Source organism: Arachnia propionica (genome assembly GCF_003859805.1).
Lineage (GTDB): Bacteria > Actinomycetota > Actinomycetes > Propionibacteriales > Propionibacteriaceae > Arachnia > Arachnia propionica_C.
The window spans coordinates 74,124-93,959 of record NZ_RQZG01000013.1 but is presented as its reverse complement, the minus strand read 5'-3'; the positions used below and the strand labels follow the sequence as shown (position 1 = coordinate 93,959).

14 protein-coding genes and 1 pseudogene are annotated in these 19,836 nt (G+C 68.5%); 8 read left to right on the top strand and 7 right to left on the bottom strand.

Annotated elements, in window-relative coordinates; genetic code table 11:
- Nucleotides 1-29 precede the first annotated feature (29 nt).
- Genes EII34_RS11350 through EII34_RS11335 form a run of 4 tightly spaced genes read left to right on the top strand, consistent with a single transcriptional unit; the run spans nt 30 to nt 5,365 of the window.
- Nucleotides 30-572 (top strand): ABC transporter ATP-binding protein, encoded by a 543-nt coding sequence (locus EII34_RS11350; protein WP_185711311.1) that lies wholly within the window; start codon nt 30-32, stop codon nt 570-572.
- The gene (locus EII34_RS11345) at nt 569-3,166 is read left to right on the top strand and encodes an ABC transporter permease family protein (protein WP_124845276.1); all 2,598 of its coding nucleotides are present in this window, start codon (nt 569-571) and stop codon (nt 3,164-3,166) included. Before EII34_RS11350 ends, EII34_RS11345 begins: the two co-directional genes overlap by 4 nt.
- Nucleotides 3,167-3,212: 46 nt before the next feature.
- Entirely contained in the window at nt 3,213-5,039 is a 1,827-nt protein-coding gene (locus EII34_RS11340; RefSeq protein ID WP_124845275.1) for an ABC transporter ATP-binding protein, read from the top strand.
- Between the two features lie 38 nt (nt 5,040-5,077).
- Entirely contained in the window at nt 5,078-5,365 is a 288-nt protein-coding gene (locus EII34_RS11335) for a type II toxin-antitoxin system Phd/YefM family antitoxin (protein ID WP_124845274.1), read from the top strand.
- A gap of 210 nt (nt 5,366-5,575) precedes the next feature.
- Here EII34_RS11335 and EII34_RS11330 read toward each other — a convergent pair whose 3' ends face one another.
- Both EII34_RS11330 and purL read right to left on the bottom strand, forming a co-directional pair.
- Nucleotides 5,576-7,483 (bottom strand): DUF4132 domain-containing protein, encoded by a 1,908-nt coding sequence (locus EII34_RS11330; RefSeq protein WP_124845273.1) that lies wholly within the window; start codon nt 7,481-7,483, stop codon nt 5,576-5,578.
- A gap of 110 nt (nt 7,484-7,593) precedes the next feature.
- A complete protein-coding gene (gene purL / locus EII34_RS11325; RefSeq protein ID WP_124845272.1) occupies nt 7,594-9,852 on the bottom strand; it encodes a phosphoribosylformylglycinamidine synthase subunit PurL in 2,259 nt (752 codons plus the stop codon).
- Nucleotides 9,853-10,009: 157 nt separating this feature from the next.
- Here purL and EII34_RS11320 point away from each other — a divergent pair, with 157 nt between their 5' ends.
- Together EII34_RS11320 and EII34_RS11315 are read left to right on the top strand one after the other, a co-directional pair.
- Nucleotides 10,010-11,515: a right-handed parallel beta-helix repeat-containing protein gene (locus tag EII34_RS11320; protein WP_124845271.1), complete on the top strand. Its 1,506-nt coding sequence runs from the start codon at nt 10,010-10,012 to the stop codon at nt 11,513-11,515.
- 23 nt (nt 11,516-11,538) lie between these two features.
- Nucleotides 11,539-12,804, top strand: a complete 1,266-nt coding sequence (locus EII34_RS11315; protein ID WP_124845270.1) for a hypothetical protein — start codon at nt 11,539-11,541, stop codon at nt 12,802-12,804.
- Nucleotides 12,805-13,098: 294 nt separating this feature from the next.
- Here the strand turns inward: EII34_RS11315 and EII34_RS11310 are convergent, their stop codons facing one another.
- Genes EII34_RS11310 through purS form a run of 4 tightly spaced genes read right to left on the bottom strand, consistent with a single transcriptional unit; the run spans nt 13,099 to nt 15,821 of the window.
- Entirely contained in the window at nt 13,099-13,911 is an 813-nt protein-coding gene (locus EII34_RS11310; RefSeq protein ID WP_124845269.1) for a TIGR02452 family protein, read from the bottom strand.
- Nucleotides 13,912-13,928: 17 nt separating this feature from the next.
- Nucleotides 13,929-14,885: a DUF2332 domain-containing protein gene (locus EII34_RS11305; protein WP_185711310.1), complete on the bottom strand. Its 957-nt coding sequence runs from the start codon at nt 14,883-14,885 to the stop codon at nt 13,929-13,931.
- 22 nt (nt 14,886-14,907) lie between these two features.
- Nucleotides 14,908-15,582, bottom strand: coding sequence for a phosphoribosylformylglycinamidine synthase subunit PurQ (purQ, locus tag EII34_RS11300; RefSeq protein WP_124845267.1), 675 nt, complete (start codon nt 15,580-15,582; stop codon nt 14,908-14,910).
- Complete coding sequence (gene purS / locus EII34_RS11295) at nt 15,582-15,821, bottom strand: phosphoribosylformylglycinamidine synthase subunit PurS (RefSeq protein WP_124845266.1); 240 nt, start codon at nt 15,819-15,821, stop codon at nt 15,582-15,584. The genes purQ and purS overlap by 1 nt, the downstream gene beginning before the upstream one ends.
- Before the next feature lie 122 nt (nt 15,822-15,943).
- Here purS and EII34_RS11290 point away from each other — a divergent pair, with 122 nt between their 5' ends.
- Nucleotides 15,944-17,968, top strand: coding sequence for a SulP family inorganic anion transporter (locus EII34_RS11290; RefSeq protein ID WP_124845265.1), 2,025 nt, complete (start codon nt 15,944-15,946; stop codon nt 17,966-17,968).
- Between the two features lie 16 nt (nt 17,969-17,984).
- On the opposite strand, the pseudogene EII34_RS11285 reads toward EII34_RS11290, so the two are convergent.
- Nucleotides 17,985-18,830 (bottom strand): annotated as a pseudogene (locus EII34_RS11285) (phosphoribosylaminoimidazolesuccinocarboxamide synthase); the annotation flags it as partial.
- A 96-nt stretch (nt 18,831-18,926) separates the two neighbouring features.
- On the opposite strand from EII34_RS11285, the gene EII34_RS11280 reads away from it, so the two are divergent.
- The gene (locus tag EII34_RS11280) at nt 18,927-19,835 is read left to right on the top strand and encodes an acyltransferase domain-containing protein (RefSeq protein WP_124845263.1); all 909 of its coding nucleotides are present in this window, start codon (nt 18,927-18,929) and stop codon (nt 19,833-19,835) included.
- Nucleotide 19,836 lies beyond the last annotated feature (1 nt).

The window sequence follows — 19,836 nt, the reverse complement described above, 5'->3', positions numbered from 1 at the left end:
TTGAGCGGACCATTTTTCATGACCTGGATGTGACTGTCACCCCAGGGGATCTCCTGGCGCTCGCAGGGCGCAGCGGGTCGGGCAAGACCAGCCTGCTCCGAGTGCTCTACGGAATGCAGGAGCCCTCTGCCGGGACCGTGTGGTGGGGCGAGCAGACGCTGGCTGCCTTGAGGGAGAAGCAGCGGCAGCAGTTGCGCAGGGAGTGCTTCGGATACGCCAGCCAGGATGCCTTGGTACTTGAGGAGGAGACCCTTGAGACCAACGTCCGGTTGGGTGGAGCGTCACGGGAAGCGGCCCGCAGGTATCTGGACGAACTAGGTCTGGGAAAGCTCACTAGGACCCGAGCACGCACCCTCTCCGGGGGTGAACGGCAGCGGGTCGCTGTGGCGCGGGCCTTGGCGAAGCAGCCCGTGGTGGCGTTGCTGGATGAACCCACCGCGTCATTGGATGCCGAGGCGGCACATCTGGTCAGGGACATGCTGCGAACCTCTGCTGAGCAAGGGGTGGCCGTGGTGGTGGCCTCCCATGACGAGGTGATCCTGGAGGCCGCCGATCAGGTGGTGCAACTGTGAGACCTCGACTGGACCGATTGGCGGTGGCGGCATGGTGCCTGGTGGCGCTCCTCATCACCGCCGTGGTTCTCGGTGCGACGCGAATCTCCAGCCTCACAGCCGAGGTCTACGAGGACGCCTGGCGGGGCCGCTACGACATCCTCGTCACCGCCCCCGGCCTGGAGAAGCAACTTTCCCCAGGCAGCGACGCCCAAGGGCTACCGCTGCTTGACCCGAATTTCACAGGCGTCACCACCCCAACCATGTCCTTGGAAAAGCTCGACCAGATTCGCTCAGTGCACGACGTCGAGGTCGCGGCCCCCATCGGTTTCCTGGGATCGACAGGAGATGTGATGAACTGGCCACTGTTCTTCATCCCGTGGTCAGAACTCCCTGACCCGGTGACGACATTCCAGATCACCTGGACCATCACCGGGGACGACGGTTTGGGCGACCGACTGGTGATGGAGCGGACGAACACCGTCAAGATCGACCACACGAACTGGACCGGGAAGGGTGGCCGATATTCCACAGAGGGTGTGATCATCGAAACAGATGACCCCGTGCTCACCGTCGATGGAACAGTGAGCGAGCAGGGCATCGAGTTCTCCTGGTGGCTCGTCACCGTGCCCCGCTCGACGATCTTCACGGTGGACCCGATTGCTGAGGCCGATCTTTTGGCAGATGCCGGGGAATTCCTGAAACCACTGGCAGAATTCGACGAGGTGACCCGGGAACACGGCCCGGTGACGGTCAATGGATTCAGCAAGGTTGACTCCGATGGGATGGTGAAAGAACTTGACGACACTGTTTTGCTGGAGGCACGAATCGCGGAGTTCCCGGGCTCCCAGAAGGGACAACGAGCCGCACTGATGGGCTGGTACGGCGTGGACAGTCCCTTCGTCGGATTCCTGCGCAACACGCAACCCTACGCACCGACGGACCTGGCGGTCAGCATCGATCAGATCAGTGACAACGGTACAGCGCACGTCGGAGACCTTCATTTGGACCTCGCCGCCGCGACCCGCCCCTTCAACGGTGGAGAGCTGGAGATCGGGTGGCCGACCGGGGATCAGTCCTTCTCCCAAGACCTGGAACGCTACGCCATCATCCAGTACAACAGCGAAGGCCTCACCCCGCTCGACCTGGAACCGAGAACCTCGGATTCAGGTGTCTCATTCACCGTCACCCCGCAAGGATTCAGACATCCCATCACACAATTGGGATTCCAGTCAGCGGACGGGACGGGCATGGGGCAGGAGCAGAGCTACCGCCGCACCACCCCGGGAAGAATGACGATCGGCCTGTACGGGAAACACACCGGGGCTGCCCCGTTCGAGGTGGGGACCTACACCCCGCAGGACCTGGACAGCGGCGCGAGCTACGTCCCGCTCGGCGCCTACGATCCTGCCCTGGTGAGGGTCAAGGAGAGCGGGCAGATGCTCACCCCGGCCCGGAACGCCCAAGGGCTGGCAGCCCAACCCTCCTCCGCCATCGTCTCCCTGCAGGGTGCCCAGGAGCTCACCGACGAGGATTTCATCTCAGCCGTGCGCATCCGTGTCGCAGGTCTGGATGGTCTCTCCCGCGCCGAGGCGATGCCCCGGATCGACGCCGTCGCGGCACAGCTGCGGGGCATGGGGCTTGAGGCCTTCGTCGTCGCGGGGGCCTCCCTCCAGTCGGTGGACCTGTGGGTGCCGCAGTACGCCTTCGGCACCACCGACCCCGAGATCCCGCAACAGGTGGGGGACCTCGGCTGGGTCACCCAGAACTTCACCACCCTGGGGGCGGTCACCTGGAGCGAGACCACCACGGCCCAGGTGGTGATGATGCTGTTCGCCGCGGCGATCACCATCGCAGGAGTCCTCTTGATCGGGGTCGGACTGTTGACCCGGCCCCGCAGAACCGCCGACCACGCCCTGCTGGTATCACTCGGTTGGTCCCACTGGACCAGGTTCCGGTGGACGCTGCTGGCCCAGTGGCCGGGTCTGCTCCTCGTCCTGGCCGCCACGGTGACGGGAATTCTGCTGGCCCCCGGGGGATTGCGTTGGATGGTTGGCCTGTTCCTGGTCATGGCGGTGCTCGCCACCACGGCCACCCACCCCCACCGTCCCCCGGCCTCCTTCCTCACCGGGCGCCTGGGCAGTCGCCGTCGCCTCATCGGTCTCAGCCTGGCCGAAACCCTGCTGACGGGGCTGGCCGCAAGCGCCTTCGCCATCGTCGGCGCAGCCGTCGGCTGGTACCAACAGGTCACCACCAACACCCGGGTCGCCACCGCCGTCGGCGAGGTGCTGACCTCCTTCCTGGCCGTGGCTGCCCTCCTGATCGTGGTCGTGGCGGTGATCCAGGCAGCCACCACCCGGCTGGGCGAACAGACCCGTGGGCAACGAGCCCGATTCCACTACTGGCACCTCGGCACCTCCCGCCGAAGACTGGTCACCCGGCACCTCGCGACCAGCCTGGTGATGCTGGTCGGAGCCCTGCTCCCACCGTTGGCCGTACTCGGCCTCGCCCATCAGCTGGCCCTCCCCGTCACCCTGGCAGCCATCCTGAGCGCAGGCTGGCTGCTGTCGTGGGCGCTGCTGAGAGCAACCGCAGCGCTGAGGTGGAAGCCATGATGGTCGTTCGGGGCCCTGTTCGGCTGGATGACTTGGGTAGGACCTGATGGGAACAACTGAAGAACCAGTGACCGTCACCGACAACCACGATGGCCAGACCGCATCCTTCCGGGACAAACTGGGGGTTCTGCTCCCCCATGCCCGACGCCACGTGGGGGTCATCAGCCTGGGCCTCATCCTTGCCCTGCTCGCCACCACGGTCACCCTGGCCACCCCACTGGCCACGAAACACGTGCTGGATTCCCTCGGCACGAACGCATCCCTCAGCGGACCGGTGACCCTGCTCGTCGCGCTGCTCGTCGTGGGAACCATCGCCGGGCTGACCCAGTCGTTCCTGCTGGGACGCTTGGCTGAGCACATCGTGCTCGACGCCCGCCGGTCGTTGATCCACCGGTTCCTCTCCTCACGGATCGAGCAGGTGCAGCGCTTCCGCACCGGGGAACTGGTGACCCGCGTCACCAGCGACACGGTGCTGCTGCGCTCAGCAGCCAGCTCTGCGATCGTGCAATTCGTCAACGGAACGGTCTCCCTCGTCGGCACCATCGCCCTCATGGCCGTGCTCGACTGGCAGCTGCTCCTGACCACCTTGGCCTCGGTGGTGGTGATCGGTGCGTTGTTCGCCGTGCTGCTGCCGCGCGTCGGCAAGGCCACCGAGCAGGCCCAGCAGGCGATCGGAAACCTCGGGGCAGGGCTGGAAGGGCGGCTCCGGGCGCTGCGGACCGTGAAGTCGAGCCGCGCCGAGGCCCGCGAGATCGCCCGCGTCACCAGGCACGCCGAGGACTCTGCACGGCACTCCGTCCGCTCGGTGTGGTACTCCGCCCTCATCGATGCAACGGCGAGCGGCGGCACCCAGCTGGCCCTCATCGTCGTGCTGGGTCTTGGGGCCTGGCGGGTCAGCAGCGGCGACCTGGCGGTGTCCACCCTGGTGGCCTTCCTGCTCTATGCCCTCAACATCGTCGAACCCATCATGACCCTCGGTGATGCCTTCACTTCCCTGCAGACCGGCCTCGCGGCCGCAGCCCGCATCCACGAGACCGCCGACATGGTGCCGGAGGACACGACGGCGACCCCCGCCGTTGCTCCCGTCCCGGCCTCACCGGCTGCCCCTGTGCTCGCCCTGCGCGATGTCACCGCCCGGTACCTCGATGCCCCCGCCCCCGCACTGTCCGAGATCAGCCTCGAGATCCCCAGGCGCGGCCACACCGCCCTCGTCGGCCCGTCCGGGGCGGGCAAGACGACGGTGCTCTCCCTGCTGCTGCGGCTCATCAACCCGGTGAGCGGGCATCTGGAACTCGACGGCCGCCCCTACGACACCTGGTCCATCGACGAGGTCCGTTCCCGCTTCGCCTATGTCGAGCAGGAAACCCCCGTCATCCCGGGCACGATCCGGGACAACGTGCTGTTCCGCGCCGACGACGCCACCGACGACGAGGCGTGGGCAGCGTTGGAGGCCGTGCACCTCGCTGACAAGGTGCGTGAACTCCCGGGCGAGCTGGAGGCCGACGTGATGGAATCGACCCTCTCCGGCGGGGAGCGGCAACGACTCGCCGTCGCCCGCGCCCTGGTTCGCACCCCGGACATCCTGCTGCTGGACGAGGCGACGGCCCAACTCGACGGGATCACCGAGGCTGCCATCCAGCAGGTGATCGAGCAGGCCTCCGCCACCGGAGCGGTCCTCACCATCGCCCATCGCCTGTCCACGGTGCTGGGCGCCGACCAGATCATCGTCCTGGACCAGGGCCGCATCCGAGACCGCGGCACCCATCCGGAGCTCCTGGCACGCGACGCCCTCTACCGTGAGTTCATCACGGCCCTCAGGATCCAAACCGAGACCGACCAGCCCGAGGCCTCCGCCGAGGCCCCACCCTCCTGAGCCGCAGAGAATTGTGTACAGGAATGTACACTTTTGACATGGCTACCGTGTCGATGAGCGTCGCCCGCCAGACCTTCGCCGAACAGCTGGCCCGGGTTGAGGCGGGTGAGGAGATCGAGATCACCCGACACGGCAAGGTCGCGGCCGTCCTGGTGCATCCGAGGGTGCTTCGCGCGCGTCGCGCCTCCTCCGCGTGGGCGAGGGCCGATGAGATTGCCGCTCTGCTGGATCGGGCTCGTACTGAGCCCATCCCGGCTCAAGGGCTCTCGCCTGAGCGTGCCGACGAACTCGTTGACGGGATTCGAGCGGAACGATCACGCAGGTGACACTCATCGCGTTCGACTCCGATGTCCTGATCACGGGCTTCGGACAGCCGATTCGGTTCATCTGGCCACCGCAGTGGAAACCGACGCCGACGCGTTCCTCACGAACAGCACGAGGGATTTCCCTCGCACCATTTCGGAAGTTGAGGTGGTGCATCCGGCCATGCTGACCTGACACCCCGACGGCCTCCGGCCCTGAGGACCCAAACCGAGTCACACTCCCTCACGCCACGGCAACCGGGCCAGATCCCGGAGGGTCTCGCTGAGGACCACGGGATCCATCCTCGCCGGGTCCCCGGACAGGGCGACCCCGGTGCGCCGGGCCGGTTCCCTCGGTGGCCGGAGCCCCATCACCCAGTCGTCGCAGTCGATCCCGAGCTCCACCACCCCATCGCCGACGGGACGGTACAGCGCGACGATGCAGCCGCCGTCGCCCACCCGACGCTGCCAGCCGTGGGCCATCAGCCCCTGCAGGGCACCGACCGAGACCCACTCCCCCACCAGGTCCGGAACCTCCCGGTACACGCCACGCCCCACCTGTTCGACGAGGGTCATGATCTCGTGATCGGCCAGCACCGGAGCCCACTGCTCCAGCTCCACCTCCATCGGATGGGCCAGCTGGATGCGCGCCGCTGCTGACAGCTGAACCGGGGCCTCGTCCCGGTCCACCGGCTGGAAGTCCTCATCGACGCGGAAGGTGTGTACTCCGTCGATGGACCAGAGCAGCCGGTGCGCCACACAGCGCATCACCGGATGGGCGAGAAACACCTGCCTGAACTGCTGCCCCGTCCAGGAACGTCGGCTGCTCATCGCGGCCTCCATCCGAGCGCCCTGGATGCGCAGCACCGCGGTGAGCTGCTTCTTCAGCTCCCGGAACTCCGCCGTGGCGGCCAGGGCCTTGGCGGGATCGTCCTTGGCCCCGACCCGGGGCAGCGAACGCAACGTCCTCCCCGAGGCGTCACTGACCCGGGCCGTCAGATCGTGACCGACCCGCACCTGGAAGCTTCGCGGCCCGAAATCCAGTGTCATCCGCCCATCCGTGCCGACCCCGAGGTCCGGCACCGAGACGTCCTCCAGCTCCGCCACGCTGATGCCCCGCTCAGCCGCGATCCCCTCCAGTGCGACCTCGGCCCGCTCCTTGAGATCGTTCCAGCGTTCCTGCTGGGCCAGTTCCCCCAACCCCATGAGCGCCTCCTGTGTGCCGAGCTGCACCAAGCACGCCATCGCCTCGTAGGCGGCGACGCGATGCAGCCTCCCCCGGAACCAGCGGATCGCCTTCATCAGCGCCCGGGCGTTGGCGTCCCCGCCCCTGCTCTGAGCCGTCACCACCCAGGCATCACCCTTGCCACCCTGGGCCAGCCACTGCTCCAACAGATCGGCGAGGAAGGCCGCGAGGCTGGCCGGGGTGAACAGATCGAGGCTCCCGCCCTCGGTGATGAGCCGCACCACACGCGGCACCTCCGCCATCGGCAGCACCCGCCCCGAGGGCAGCACGAGACGCGGCAGGCGGTACGGGTTGAGCCACGCAGGCACCGTCGTCTCCTCCGACGGACTCGGCAGCGCCTCCCACTCCCCCGGCTCGGCGTCTCGGCCTGGTTCCGGGGCGAGCAGCCGGTCGATGGCCGGGTCGTCGCCGACGCCACGCAGGGCTCTCACCCATTCGGGATGCCGCCATGCCAGCAGCTGGAACAGGTCCGCGGTGCGCTGGCCCCGCCGGGAACCCGCTGCGAGCAGGGATTCCAAGGTGTCGACGGGCCACCGCCTGGCATTGCCGATGACGGCCTCCCGCACCCGGAAATGGTCGAGATGACGCAGCAACGCATCCTGGCTGGCACGACTCCCGATCCCGGCCAACAGCCTCGTCGCGTCCTCGTTGCTGGAGCGGTCCCCCAACGCCCGCTCGATGTCGGCCAGCACCTCGTCGCCGTGCCAGGCAAGGAGGCAGAACATCGCAGCCGCCCAGCTGCCCGCCGCTTCCTTGAGCCGCCAGTCCACCTCACGAGGCCTGGCCCCGGGCGGATACGCCCCGCTCTCCTCGAGGCGCTGCTGCACCGCCACGAACTTGGCGACCCATCGGGAGTACGACGGCGCCGACGACGGACGGACAAGCAGATCAGACATGCCCGAAAGCTATCAGTCGAGACCGACACTTCTTCTCACTCGAGAAGTCCCGGCGCCGGGTGCCAGAGGTCTCGAGCCGTGGAGAACGACCGGAGGCCGCAGAGCCCTTCTCAGTGCTTCATGGCCTGAGGGATCGGGGCTGCCCAGACGGCTCGCAGCTCGGCCAGCGGCAGGTCGAACAACCCCGCGACCTGGGCCTGCGGCTCCGCCAGCACCTCGCCGATCCGCACCAGCGGCACGCCGTGCTCCTCCGCGACGCTGACCATCCGCTCCACCGACGACTCCGGCAGACTCACCACGGCCCGCGACGCCGACTCGGAGAACAACGCCACCGTCGGGTCCTGACCGGCCAGACCGACCCGGAATCCGTGGCCACCCTGCAGTGCCGACTCCACGAGCGCGACGGCGAGCCCGCCCTCGCTGAGGTCGTGCGCGGAGGTGACCAGTCCCTCCCGGGCGGCGAGCCGCAGCACGTGCGCCAGCCCCTTCTCCGCGGCCAGGTCCACCCTCGGGGGGACCCCACCCAGGTGACCGCCGTGCACCGCATCGGCCCAGATGGAGCCCGACAGCTCCTCATGGGTGGCCCCCAGCAACCAGATGCCGTCCCCGGGGTGCGCGAAACCGGAGCGGATCCGCCGCGCCACGTCGTCGATGACCCCCATCACCCCGATGGTGGGGGTGGGCAGGATGGGGGTGGTGCCGGTCTGGTTGTACAGCGACACGTTGCCCCCCGTGACCGGGATGCCCAGCTCCTTGCAGGCCTCGACCAGACCCTTGATGGCCTCGACGAAGCTCCACATCACCTCCGGGTCCTCCGGGGAGCCGAAGTTCAGGCAGTCGGTGACCGCCACCGGTTCCGCGCCGGTCACCGCGACGTTGCGGTACGCCTCCATCAGCGACAGCTGCGCCCCCAGGTACGGGTTGAGATAGGTGAACCGGGAGTTCGCGTCCAGTGCCAGCGCGATCCCCAACCCGCTCTCCTCGTCGATGCGCAGCATCCCGGCGTCCTCAGGCTGCGCCAGGATGGAATTGCCCCGCACGTAGCGGTCGTACTGGTCGGTGATCCACGACTTGTCCGCGATGTTCCCGTGGGCCAGCACCGCCTTGAGGGCGGCGACGACGCCGTCGGGGGTGTTGTCCCGGGGCAGGGCCTCGGCACGGTCCGCGCCCACCCCGTACAGCCACGCGGGCTCCTGCATCGGACGGTCATAGGTGGGGCCGTCGTGGGCGACGCTTCTCGGATCGACGTCGACGATGCACTGGCCGTGCCAGTGGATGACCAGTCGATCACCGTCGGTGACCTCACCGATGACGGTGGCCGCCACGTCCCACTTGCGACAGATGGCCATGAAACGTTCGACGTCCGACGGCTGCACCACCGCCATCATGCGTTCCTGCGACTCGCTCATGAGGATCTCCTCGGGAGCCAGGTGCGGGTCACGCAACGGCACCAGGTCCAGCTCCACCGACATCCCACCGTCGCCCGCCGAGGCCAGCTCGGAGGTGGCGCACGAGATGCCGGCCGCCCCGAAGTCCTGGATGCCCTGGATCACCCCGGCCCGGAACAGCTCGAGGGTGCACTCGATGAGCAGCTTCTCCATGAACGGGTCGCCCACCTGCACGCTCGGGCGTTTCGCGGGGCCGTCCTCCTCGAAGGTCTCCGAGGCCAGGATGGAGGCCCCACCGATGCCGTCGCCACCCGTGGCCGCCCCGAACAGGATCACCTTGTTGCCCACCCCGGAGGCGAAGGCCCGGTGCAGGTCCTCGTGCCGCAGCACCCCGACGCACAGGGCGTTGACCAGGGGATTCGACAGGTAGCTCTGGTGGAACTGCACCTCACCACCGATGTTGGGAAGCCCCAGGCAGTTGCCGTAGCCACCCACCCCGGCGACCACCCCGGGCAGCACACGCCGGGTGTCATCGGCGGTCAGTGGGCCGAACCGCAGCGAGTCCATCACCCCGATGGGCCGGGCCCCCATCGCGAGGATGTCACGGACGATACCGCCGACCCCGGTGGCCGCCCCCTGGTAGGGCTCGACGAAGCTCGGATGGTTGTGGGACTCCGCCTTGAAGGTGACCGCGTAACCGTGCCCGATGTCCACCACCCCGGCGTTCTCCCCGATCCCGGCCAACAGCGGGCCGCGGGGGGTGTCCTGGCTCAGTTCCCCGAAACGCCTCAGGTGGATCTTGGAGGACTTGTAGGAGCAGTGCTCCGACCACATCACCGAGTACATCGCCAGCTCCGCGGAGGTGGGACGACGGCCGAGGATCTCGCGGATCCGCGCGTACTCCTCGTCCTTCACCCCGAGGGCCGCATACGGCTGCTCCAGGTCAGGGGTGTCCATTGCATGAGCCACGGTGTCTACCACGACGCCAATCTATCCTGCGCCCCGGCCCGACACCACGCTGCCGCTCCGGATGCCACGCCGTCGTGTCAACGGCCACGTCCTCCATGTGGTCGCGGCCCTCGTCCCAGCCAGGTCATCGGGCTAACGTGGCGACAACGACCAGCCCCAGGAGCCATCCATGAAGCCGTCCCGCCTCACCCCGATCACCCTCGCAGCGCTGTGTCTGCTGACTGTCGGCACGCTGCTGTGGCCAGCCACCTCCAGCGCTGCGGAGCCACTCCACGGACCACACCTCCCGGCAGCAGCCCTGGATGCGGCACCACGAGGTGGCGACGACACCGCCTCCCTGAAGGAGGTCATCGCCGAGGCCGCCTCGAAGGGGATCGGGGTGCGGCTGAAGCCGGGCGCGACCTATGTCACGACGGCGGAGCTGGAACTGCCGGACGGTCTCCCCTTCCTCGACGGCCAGGGCGCCACCATCGTCGCCAAGCTCCCCGCCACGGGGGAACCCGGCAACGTGTTCCGCTTCGCCACGCACTCCAGCGGCACCACCCTCACCGATGTCCGGATCGACCTCTCGGGATCGGCGGAACAGACCCGAGGGGTGCTGGCGGCCTCCGTCACGGAGGTCACCATCAGCAACCTGGAGATCACGAACTCGGCGTGGCGGGCCATCGACGTGGTGGCCAACCAGGGACCGGTACGCAACATCAGCATCCACCACAACACCATCTCGGGTCCCCAGGGCGCCGAGGCGACGGCGGGCAGCCAGGCCATCTCGGTGACCAGCCACCCGAAGGACGACCGCTTCACCGGGCCGCGTTCCGCCGCCTGGGACCGGTTCCGCGAGACCGGGCAGATCGCCACACCGGAACACGAGGCCTCCAGGGTCGTCATCGACAGCAACCGCATCGACGGCGGCTACTACGGCATCGCGCTGTCCGGGGCCACCGACTGCACGATCACGGGGAACACCTCGACCAACAACGAGCGCAACCTGTCGATGCAGGACCGCTCCAACCGCAACCACGTGCGCGGCAACGACTTCACCGAGAGTGAGTCCTCGGCGATCCACCTGGCCTACGGTTCGTCACACAACGTCGTGGAGCACAACCGCATCAGCACGGGACGCGCCCACGGCCAAGGACTGCTGCAGGCCTACCAGGGCAGCACGAACAACACCTTCCGGAGCAACCGGGTGGAGGCCCACGGGGATGCCAGACCCAGCTGGTTCATGTACGTGGCCACCGGTTCCCACAACACCGTCTTCGAGGACAACACCCTGATCGGGAAGGCCGGGAGTGCCGTCGCCGCGGCCGAGTCCATCTGGGACACCCGGTCCGCGGTCTCCCAGGGCATGAACCCGAACCCCCATTCCTACCAGGGGAATCGGACGGTACGGCCCGGCACCAAGACCGAGGTCGACTTCGCCGGAGGACACGAGGACCTGCGCAACATCTCCTTCGTGGGCAACACCCTTGCGACGACGGGCCAGCCCTTCTACCTGGGGGCGGAGGTCACCCTCGGTCCGAACGACACGAAACCCGCTGTCGGCAACCTCACCGGCATCCGGATCTCCGGGAACCAGTTGAAGGGCAGCGGCTGGACCACCCCCGTCGTCGAGCACCGGGGCTCCCTGAAGGGAGTCGGCACCGCCGGGATCAGCTACACCGAGAAGCAGTGACCTGCAGGGCCTAGAATTCGCCAATGGCCTCGTTGAGTCTTCTGGAGGACTGGCTGCGACACAACGGACTGCCCCACATGGTGCCCGGGCGGCGTCGGCTGCGTGGCGTCATCCCCCGCACGACGGCGATCCTGGTCTCCCTGCTGACGGTGGGAATCGCCTCCCTGTGGGCGGAAGCGGCCCTCACCACCGACCATCCCATCCCGCTGAGGGAGTTGGTGGAGCATCCGCGCGTGGTGATCGCCATCGTGGGGGTGATGGCCCTCATCGTGCTGGCCATCCCGATGGGGCTGCTGGTGTGGCGGCTCCAGCGGCGGCTCCCCCTCATCGGCCGAATCACCGTCGACGTCGTGGTGTGGACGCTGTGGCTGGTTGGGCTGGCGGTCATCACGAAACTGCTGGTCCCCGCCGGTGAGCTCCGACTCACGGTGACCCCCTTGGAGGCCGACCTGCCGTTCGAGATCACCCAGGGGCTCCGTCTGCACTGGACATTCCCCGAACGGCTGGGGCTTCTGGCCATCGCGTTCGCTCTGGCCTGGCTGGACTTCGGTGTGGTCATCGCCTGGACCACGAAACGCGCGCTCCGGGAGATCACCCGGGCGCTGCCCGCGGTGGCCCGGACCCTGCCCCTGCTGCTGCTGACCGTCCTGCTGGTCTTCTTCACCAACGAGCTCTGGCAGATCAGTGCTGCCATCAGCAAACCCCGCATGACGGCGTTGGGCTTCTTCCTCATCGGGCTGGCCTTCCTGGTGGTCCTGCCGAGCAGCATCGACATGGTCGACGACGAGGACACCGACGAGGAGCATGCGCCGCTGCTGGAACACACGCCCTTCGCCGGGATCCCGCCGACCCGCGAGAAGTTGCGCCTCGCCGAACGGATCAACCTGGTGATGGTGGCCGTGGCGGTCCAGGCGATCCAGATCACGGTCTTCGTCCTGGCGACCTTCGCGGTGTTCGCCATCGTCGGCACGATCACCCTCACCCCTGAACTCATCCGGGAGTGGACCGGGCGGGAATCGCAGCCCCTGACCATGCTGGGGATCGAGGTGGGCCTGGACCGGGCCATGTTCCGGGTGTGTCTCATCCTGGCCCTGTTCTCCGGGGTCTCCTTCGCCGCCTCCACCCTCATCGACGACCTGTACCGACGCCTGTTCCTCTCCCGGGTGGCGAGGGAGGTGCGACGCTCCATCGCGGCGAGGCACCGCTACCGCACGGCCCTGGCCTCCCAGGACCGCGGTTTCCGCTGGCGCTCCCTGGTCATGCCACCGACACCACGACCGAAACGATGACGGCGCTGGAGGATGCGTGGCCTGTCCGCGCATCCTCTTGACCGGGTTTCCGACAACGGATTCGCCTGCGTTGGATCGGAAACGCCTGCCTTCTTTCGATTCGCCTGTCTCGTTGGACAGGCGAGCCGCCAGAATGGCAGGCGAACCCGAGTCAATACAGGCGAAACCAGCGCCGCCACGGTGGCCTCCGGGCAGGGCTGACGACGCGGAGCGCACTGGACCGTGCGTTCAAGGAGGTCCGCAGCCAGGGGACACCGGGGCGACCCCAGTGGATTCTCCTGTCCGCGCTCCCTCTCAGGCCGTGAGAACCTCTTGGAAGGGTTTCAGGGCGCGCTGATCCCGGGTGCGGTCGAGGACGGCGAAGACAACGTGGCCAAAGGCCCCGGCGAACGGCCCGGCGAGGAGATCTCGGAACACCGTCGCCACCTCGGTGGGATCGTTGCGGAAGACCCCGCATCCCCACGCCCCGAGCACAAGGCTGTCGTGGCCGTGACGGTGGGCGACGGCGAGCACCCTGCGGGCGCGCTCCCGCAGCGTCGCCTCGAGGAGGTCCGCACCACCCGGGTTGCGCTCCAGCCACACCCCGGCGTTCGGGGCTGGGGCGGTGATGATGGCGGTCAGCCACGGCTCGTCCAGGAGCGTGCCGTCGCCGTCCCGGATCACGGGAACCTCCGGGGAGTGGATCATGGCGTCGCTGTAGAGGGTGTCGCGGGATCGGTTGATCCGGTACATCCCACGGTCCTTGATGCAGACGTAGAGGGCGCTGTCGCGGGCCAGCGCCTCCTCCTGTGCCTGGGCTCCCCCGAGGAAACCACCGCCCGGGTGTTTCGCGGAGGCGAAGTTCAGCACCACCGGGTTCTCGTCGCGGAGTCGACGGGCCGCCTCGAAGGTCCCCTCCGGGGTCACCTCGATCCGTACCCTCGGGGTCGTCGCAGCGGGACTGGGGAGATCGGCATCCGGGGCGTACTCGACGGTGCCGGTCACGGCCCGCGCGATCTCCTCCCTGAGGTCCACGACCACCCCGTTCGGGCTGGTGTAGGTGCCGCGCTCCAGGATGGTCACGGTCTCGCGGGCCTGGGCTGCTCGCAGGTCACGAATTCTTGTCATTGCAACACTATAATGGCTCAGAGCCAGTCCACCCAACGCCCGTGCGGGGAGGCGACGGCGACCGCCCGACCGTCGAGGGCCGCGACGAAGTGCGGTCGGCCGGGATCGGGTGCGGAGACCCCCGGCATGATCCGGGGCCCCTCGAAGCTCAGGTGGCGCACCCCGAGCCCCGTCAGGTGCCGGACCAGCCCCACACGCTCGGCGCGTTCCAGGTACATCGCGAACGCCGAGTGCATCACCACCACGCTGCCCGGCAGCTCCGTCCACGCCCGGATCTCGCGGTCCAGCCAGACGAAGGCCTCCGGCAGGACACCCTGCAGGATCCGCGACGGGTGCTGCCGCTGCACCCCGGCGGCCAGCACCAGCTGCTCCTCGCGGTCCTCCTCCCCCGGCCACACCAACGCCCGCAGCCAGGCGAGGTCATCCTTGCCGAGATGGACAGGACGGGCATCGACCCCGAGGCGCTCCCCGATGACCAGGCGTTCCGGGGAGGCCGGGGACCGACCGGTCATCGTCGTCGCCAGCACGGGCGCGCCCTCGTCGGCGCGGCTGCCGGGCACCACACCGTTGCCGAGGTCGTAGCGGTAGCGATCAGGCTGGAGGGTCAACCCTGCGGCGGCACCGAGCTCCAGCAGATGGACGGGCTGCGGAAGGCCCGCCAGGATCGGCGCGAGCACCGCGCACCGCCCCGCCTCATTGGTCTGGGTGCGTCGGGTCAGGATCAGCTGCCGGATCTCCTCCCACCGGTCCTCGACGACGGCCTCGAAGTACCAGTCGTCCCCGGCGTCGAACTCCTCGTGCAGCCTGAGGTACTTCAGCGCCCCGAGGAACAGGTTCGGCTGCCACCTGTCCTCGGGCAGCCGCTCCAGCAGCGTGCGGATGCGGGGACTCCGGGTCACCCACAGACAGACCTGCTCCCACAGCGGCGAGGTCGGGGCCGTCTCACGCGCGAAGGTCTCGTGGAGCTCACTCACACCACGACGTCGCGCCACCGGTTCAGACCGTCTGGGCCAGGAACTGGATGGCGGAGTGGAAGAACACCGCACCGTCCAACGACGCCCCGGTCAGGGCCTCCACGTTGTGCTCCGGGTGCGGCATCAGTCCGACGACGTTGCCCCGCTCGTTGGTGATCCCGGCGATGTCATGGGCCGAGCCGTTCGGGTTGTCGAGGTAGCGGAAGACCACCTGATCGTTGTCCTCGAGCTTCTTCAGGGTCTCGGGCGCGGCCTGGAAGTTCCCCTCACCGTTCTTCAACGCGATGACGATCTCCTGGCCACGCGTGAAGGCACAGGTCCAGGTGGTGTCGACGGTCTCGACACGCAGCCGCTGGTCCCTGCAGATGAAGTGCTGGTCCACGTTGCGGATCATGGCCCCCTCCAGCAGATGGGCCTCGCACAGCAGCTGGAAACCGTTGCAGATGCCGAGCACCGGGACCCCCTTCGACGCGGCGTCGATGACGGTGCCCATGATCGGACTGAACCGCGCGATCGCCCCGCAACGAAGGTAGTCACCGTAGGAGAAGCCCCCCGGCAGGATGACGGCATCCACCCCGTCGATGGAGTCGGAGGCGTGCCACAGTGGCACCGCCTCGGCCCCGCTCAGCCGGACCGCCCGGAGCGCGTCGTGGTCGTCGAGCGACCCCGGGAACGTGACGACACCGATGCGGGTCATCAGCCCTCCACCACCTCGAAGGTCTCGATGACCGTGTTCGCCAGCAGCTTCTCCGCCGCATTCGCGACCTGCTGGAGGACCTCAGGGGTCACCTCCCCCTCCACCTCGATCTCGAAGCGCTTCCCCTGGCGCACGGTCATGCCCTCGAACCCGAGGCGCTTCAGCGCTCCCGTGACGGCCTTGCCCTGTGGGTCGAGGATCTCCGGCTTCGGCATGACGTTGACTACGACACGTGGCATGGTGTCCACCCTATCGGGCCTCCCCGACGGTTCATGGAGGACTCGCGCCGAGATGAATCGTTACAAGGGAAACCCGCACGGCCACTCCACGCCCCAGCCGGGCGGAAAGTACAATCCGGCGCGTGCGAATCGCCCGGTTGACTGTCCCACTGACGCCCTGGCGTCGCCTGGTCCCCACCGCCGACGAGTACCACGGACTGAGACGGCACTGGCCCCGCGACCTGCTCGCCGGCCTCACCGTCGGCATCGTCGCACTCCCACTGGCCCTCGGGTTCGGGGTGGCCTCAGGGGCAGGCGCCAGCGCCGGGTTGGTGACGGCCGTCATCGCCGGGGTCCTGGCCGCGCTCCTCGGCGGCTCCCACCTCCAGGTCTCCGGGCCGACGGGAGCGATGACCGTGGTCCTGCTACCCGTCATCGCGCAGTACGGTCTGCCGACGGTCCCGCTGCTCGCCGTCATGGCCGGTGTCCTGCTGGTGCTCATGGCCATCACCGGTCTCGGCCGGGTGGTCGACCTGATCCCCTGGCCCGTCGTGGAGGGATTCACCTTCGGCATCGGTGTGATCATCGCGCTCCAGCAGATCCCGCTGGCCCTGGACGCCCCGAAGGGGGAGTCGGAATCGACGCTGCTCTCCAGCTGGTTGACGATCACCCGGGTGGACTGGCCGACATCCGTGGCCCCGCTCGTCGTGGTGGCGCTCGTCGTCGCCACCCAGCTGCTGGTGCAGAAACTGTGGCCGCACCTTCCCGCCTCCCTCATCGCGATCGTCGTGGCGACGACGGTCTCGGTGGGCACCCATCTCCCCGTCGCGACCATCGGTGCCCTCCCCACCGGTCTGCCGACCCCGGCGCTGCCCGCCTTCTCACTCCCCCTGCTGGTCCAGCTGGCCGCACCCGCGGTGGCGATCGCCTCCCTCGCCGCCCTGGAGTCCCTGCTCAGTGCCCGTGTCGCCGACGGTCTGGCTCCCGAGGTGCCACGCACCAACCCGGACCGGGAGCTGCTGGGGCAGGGCATCGCGAACATCGGCTCCGGCCTGTTCGGTGGTCTTCCCGCCACCGGGGCCATCGCGAGGACCGCCGTCAACGTGCGCTCCGGAGGGCGCACCAGGCTCGCGGCCGTGACCCACTCGCTGGTGCTGCTGGTGGTGATCCTGGCGCTCGGCCCCGTCGTGGCACTGATCCCGCTGTCCGCGCTGGCCGGGGTCCTGATCCTCACCGCCACGCGCATGATGAACGTCCGCATCGCGGCTCGCATCTGGCGCACCACCCGGGCGGACCGGCTCACCTTCCTCGCCACCTGCATCACCACCGTCCTGCTCGACCTCATCATCGCGGTGCTGCTCGGGGTGATGATGGCGGCGGTGATGAGCCTCAGGCACATGTCCGCCACCACCTCGGTGCGACGCGAGCACCTGCCCGCCCACACCCCGTCAGGGCTGGTGGACTTCCCCACCCACGAGCTGCACGACAAGGTGGCGGTCTACCGCATCGACGGCGTGCTGTTCTACGCCGACGCCCGCCGCTTCATCGACACCGTCAGCACCGCCCCCGACGTCGCGGGGGTCATCATCCGGGCCCACCGGATGCACGTGATGGACGCCTCCGGAGCCGAGGCACTCCGTGAGGCCACCCGCACACTGCGGCGGCGGGGCATCAGCGTGGTGGTGGAGGGACTCTCCGAGCAGCAGTTGGCGACCGCGGTGGTCACCGGGGCCATCGAGGAGTCCCAGCACGCCGTCGACCTGCCCGCGGCGATCGACCTGATGTGTTCGCGACTCGAGGTGGCGGCCAGCGCCGCGGTCCATTCCTGCACCACGCAGGTGTTCTCCTACGGCGCCTTCACCCAGGAGCACGTGCACCAGCAGGTCTACGGGCGACGCCTGAGCGGTCACCTGGACTCGTTGCCGGGACATCGGTTGACACTGGTCGAGGTGCCGGAACGCGTCGCGGGCACACTGCGCATCGAACGGCAACCCGCCGCGGTGCCCGGCGATGCCGACGACCTCATCGCCGGGATGCGCTACGAGATCAGCGATGCCGAGCTCGCCGCGATCGAGAAGGTCAACCAGGGTCTGTTCACCAAGCGCTGGGTGAAGCTCGCCTCCGGCCAGGAGGCCTGGGTCTTCGTCGCCGAGCAGGTCGACCGGTGACCGGTCAGAAGGGCCGTCCGGTGAGACGCTCGAAGGCCTCGACGTAGCGGGCCCGGGTGGCCGCGACGATCTCCTCGGGCAGCCGCGGCGGGGGTGAGACCCGGTCCCACCCCGATTCGTTGGCCAGCCAGTCGCGGACGAACTGCTTGTCGAAGCTGGGCAGGGACTGCCCCGGCGCCCAGGCCTCGGCGTCCCAGAACCGGGAGGAGTCCGGGGTGAGCACCTCGTCGGCCAGCACCAGCGTCCCGTCGAGGCGGTGCCCGAACTCGAGCTTGGTGTCCGCGAGGATGATGCCACGCGCGGATGCGATCCGCTCGGCGGTCGCATAGAGCTCCAGCGTGACATCCCGCAGCTGCCTGGCGAGGTCCTCCCCGTGCAGCCGTGCGACGGTGGCGAGGTCCACGTTCTCGTCGTGCCCGCCGACCTCGGCCTTGATGGCCGGGGTGAAGATCGGCTCCGGCAGCCTGTCCCCGTCGCGGAGCCCGGCGGGCAGCGGGATCCCGCACACCGTCCGCGACCTCTGGTACTCGGCCCACCCGGAGCCGGTGAGATGGCCGCGCGCCACGCACTCCACCGGCACCATCTCCAGACGTTCCACGACGAGGGCGCGCCCGGTCACGGCCTCGGGGACGTCCACGCCGACGACGTGGTTGGCCACCAGCCCCGCCAGCTGCTCGAACCACCACAGGGACAGCTGGGTGAGCACCGCCCCCTTGTCCGGGATGAGGCTCGGCAGCACGTGGTCGAAGGCGGAGATGTTGTCCGTGGCCACCATGAGGACGTCACCGTCCGCCAGGGCGTACATCTCACGGACCTTGCCTGCGTGCAGCAATGGCAGACCAAGGGACTCGAACTGACTCACGGGCCAAGCCTAGGCCCCGTCACGAGGTTCTGCCGGGCAGTGGTCACGTGACGCACCGAGGAACCCGTCTAGGCTGGATGTGTGATCCTTGGAGCGTTGAACCGTGCTGACCTGGCCGGACTGGGTTTCCGTGACGAGGACGCCGCCCGCTGCCGGGAGCTGATCGACTCCCTCCCCCGTCACCCGGAGCGGCTGGCCCGGGTGGCAGCACTGGCCGAGCAGCTCAGGGCACGGATCGGCCGGTTCCACGACGACGACCTCCCGGTGCGCGATGACAACGGCACCGCCTCGTTCGAGGAGGGTCTGGTCACCCTGCTGGCGCTGATCGCCGTCGCGCAGGACGTCCACGACTTCCTGACCGCGCGCGGCCTGCCGGACGACCTGGCGTGGGCCACGCTCGCGGATCTCGGCCAGCAGGTCCACGTCTTCAAGGAGGTCTTCGGTTTCCTCGGTCTGCGCGCCCAGACCTGGTGCGTGGCCAACTTCTCCGGTCGCCACCTGTGGCTGGGGCGGCTCCAGTACACCCTCGAGCAGGATGACGTGCCCTTCGTCGGCGTCCACATCCCCGAGACCGGTCCCCTGACCCCTGACCTGGTGGACGCCTCGCTGGATGCTGCCCGGGTCCTGGTTCCCCGTCTCTTCCCGGAGCACCCCGCCCAGGAGTTCCGGCTGACCTCCTGGCTGCTCGACCCACTCGTCATCGACGCCCTCCCACCCGAGTCCAACCTGGCCCGGTTCGCCCGGCGTTTCAAGATCATCGACGACGGCGAACCGGACCCGCGCGACGCGTTCTTCTTCGTCTTCCACACCGAGCTGAGACTGCAGCCGGTGGACCTCTCAGGCCTTCCCCGCGACTCGTCACTGCAGCGTGCCGTGCTGGACGTGCCCGTGGAGCAGCTCCGGGTCCCGACGGGGCGACTGTGGGAGACTGGACAGACGTCGGGCCGATCAGGAGATCGGATCAGGCCAACCGCCACTCAGCACACACGGCATCGCAAGGAGTGAT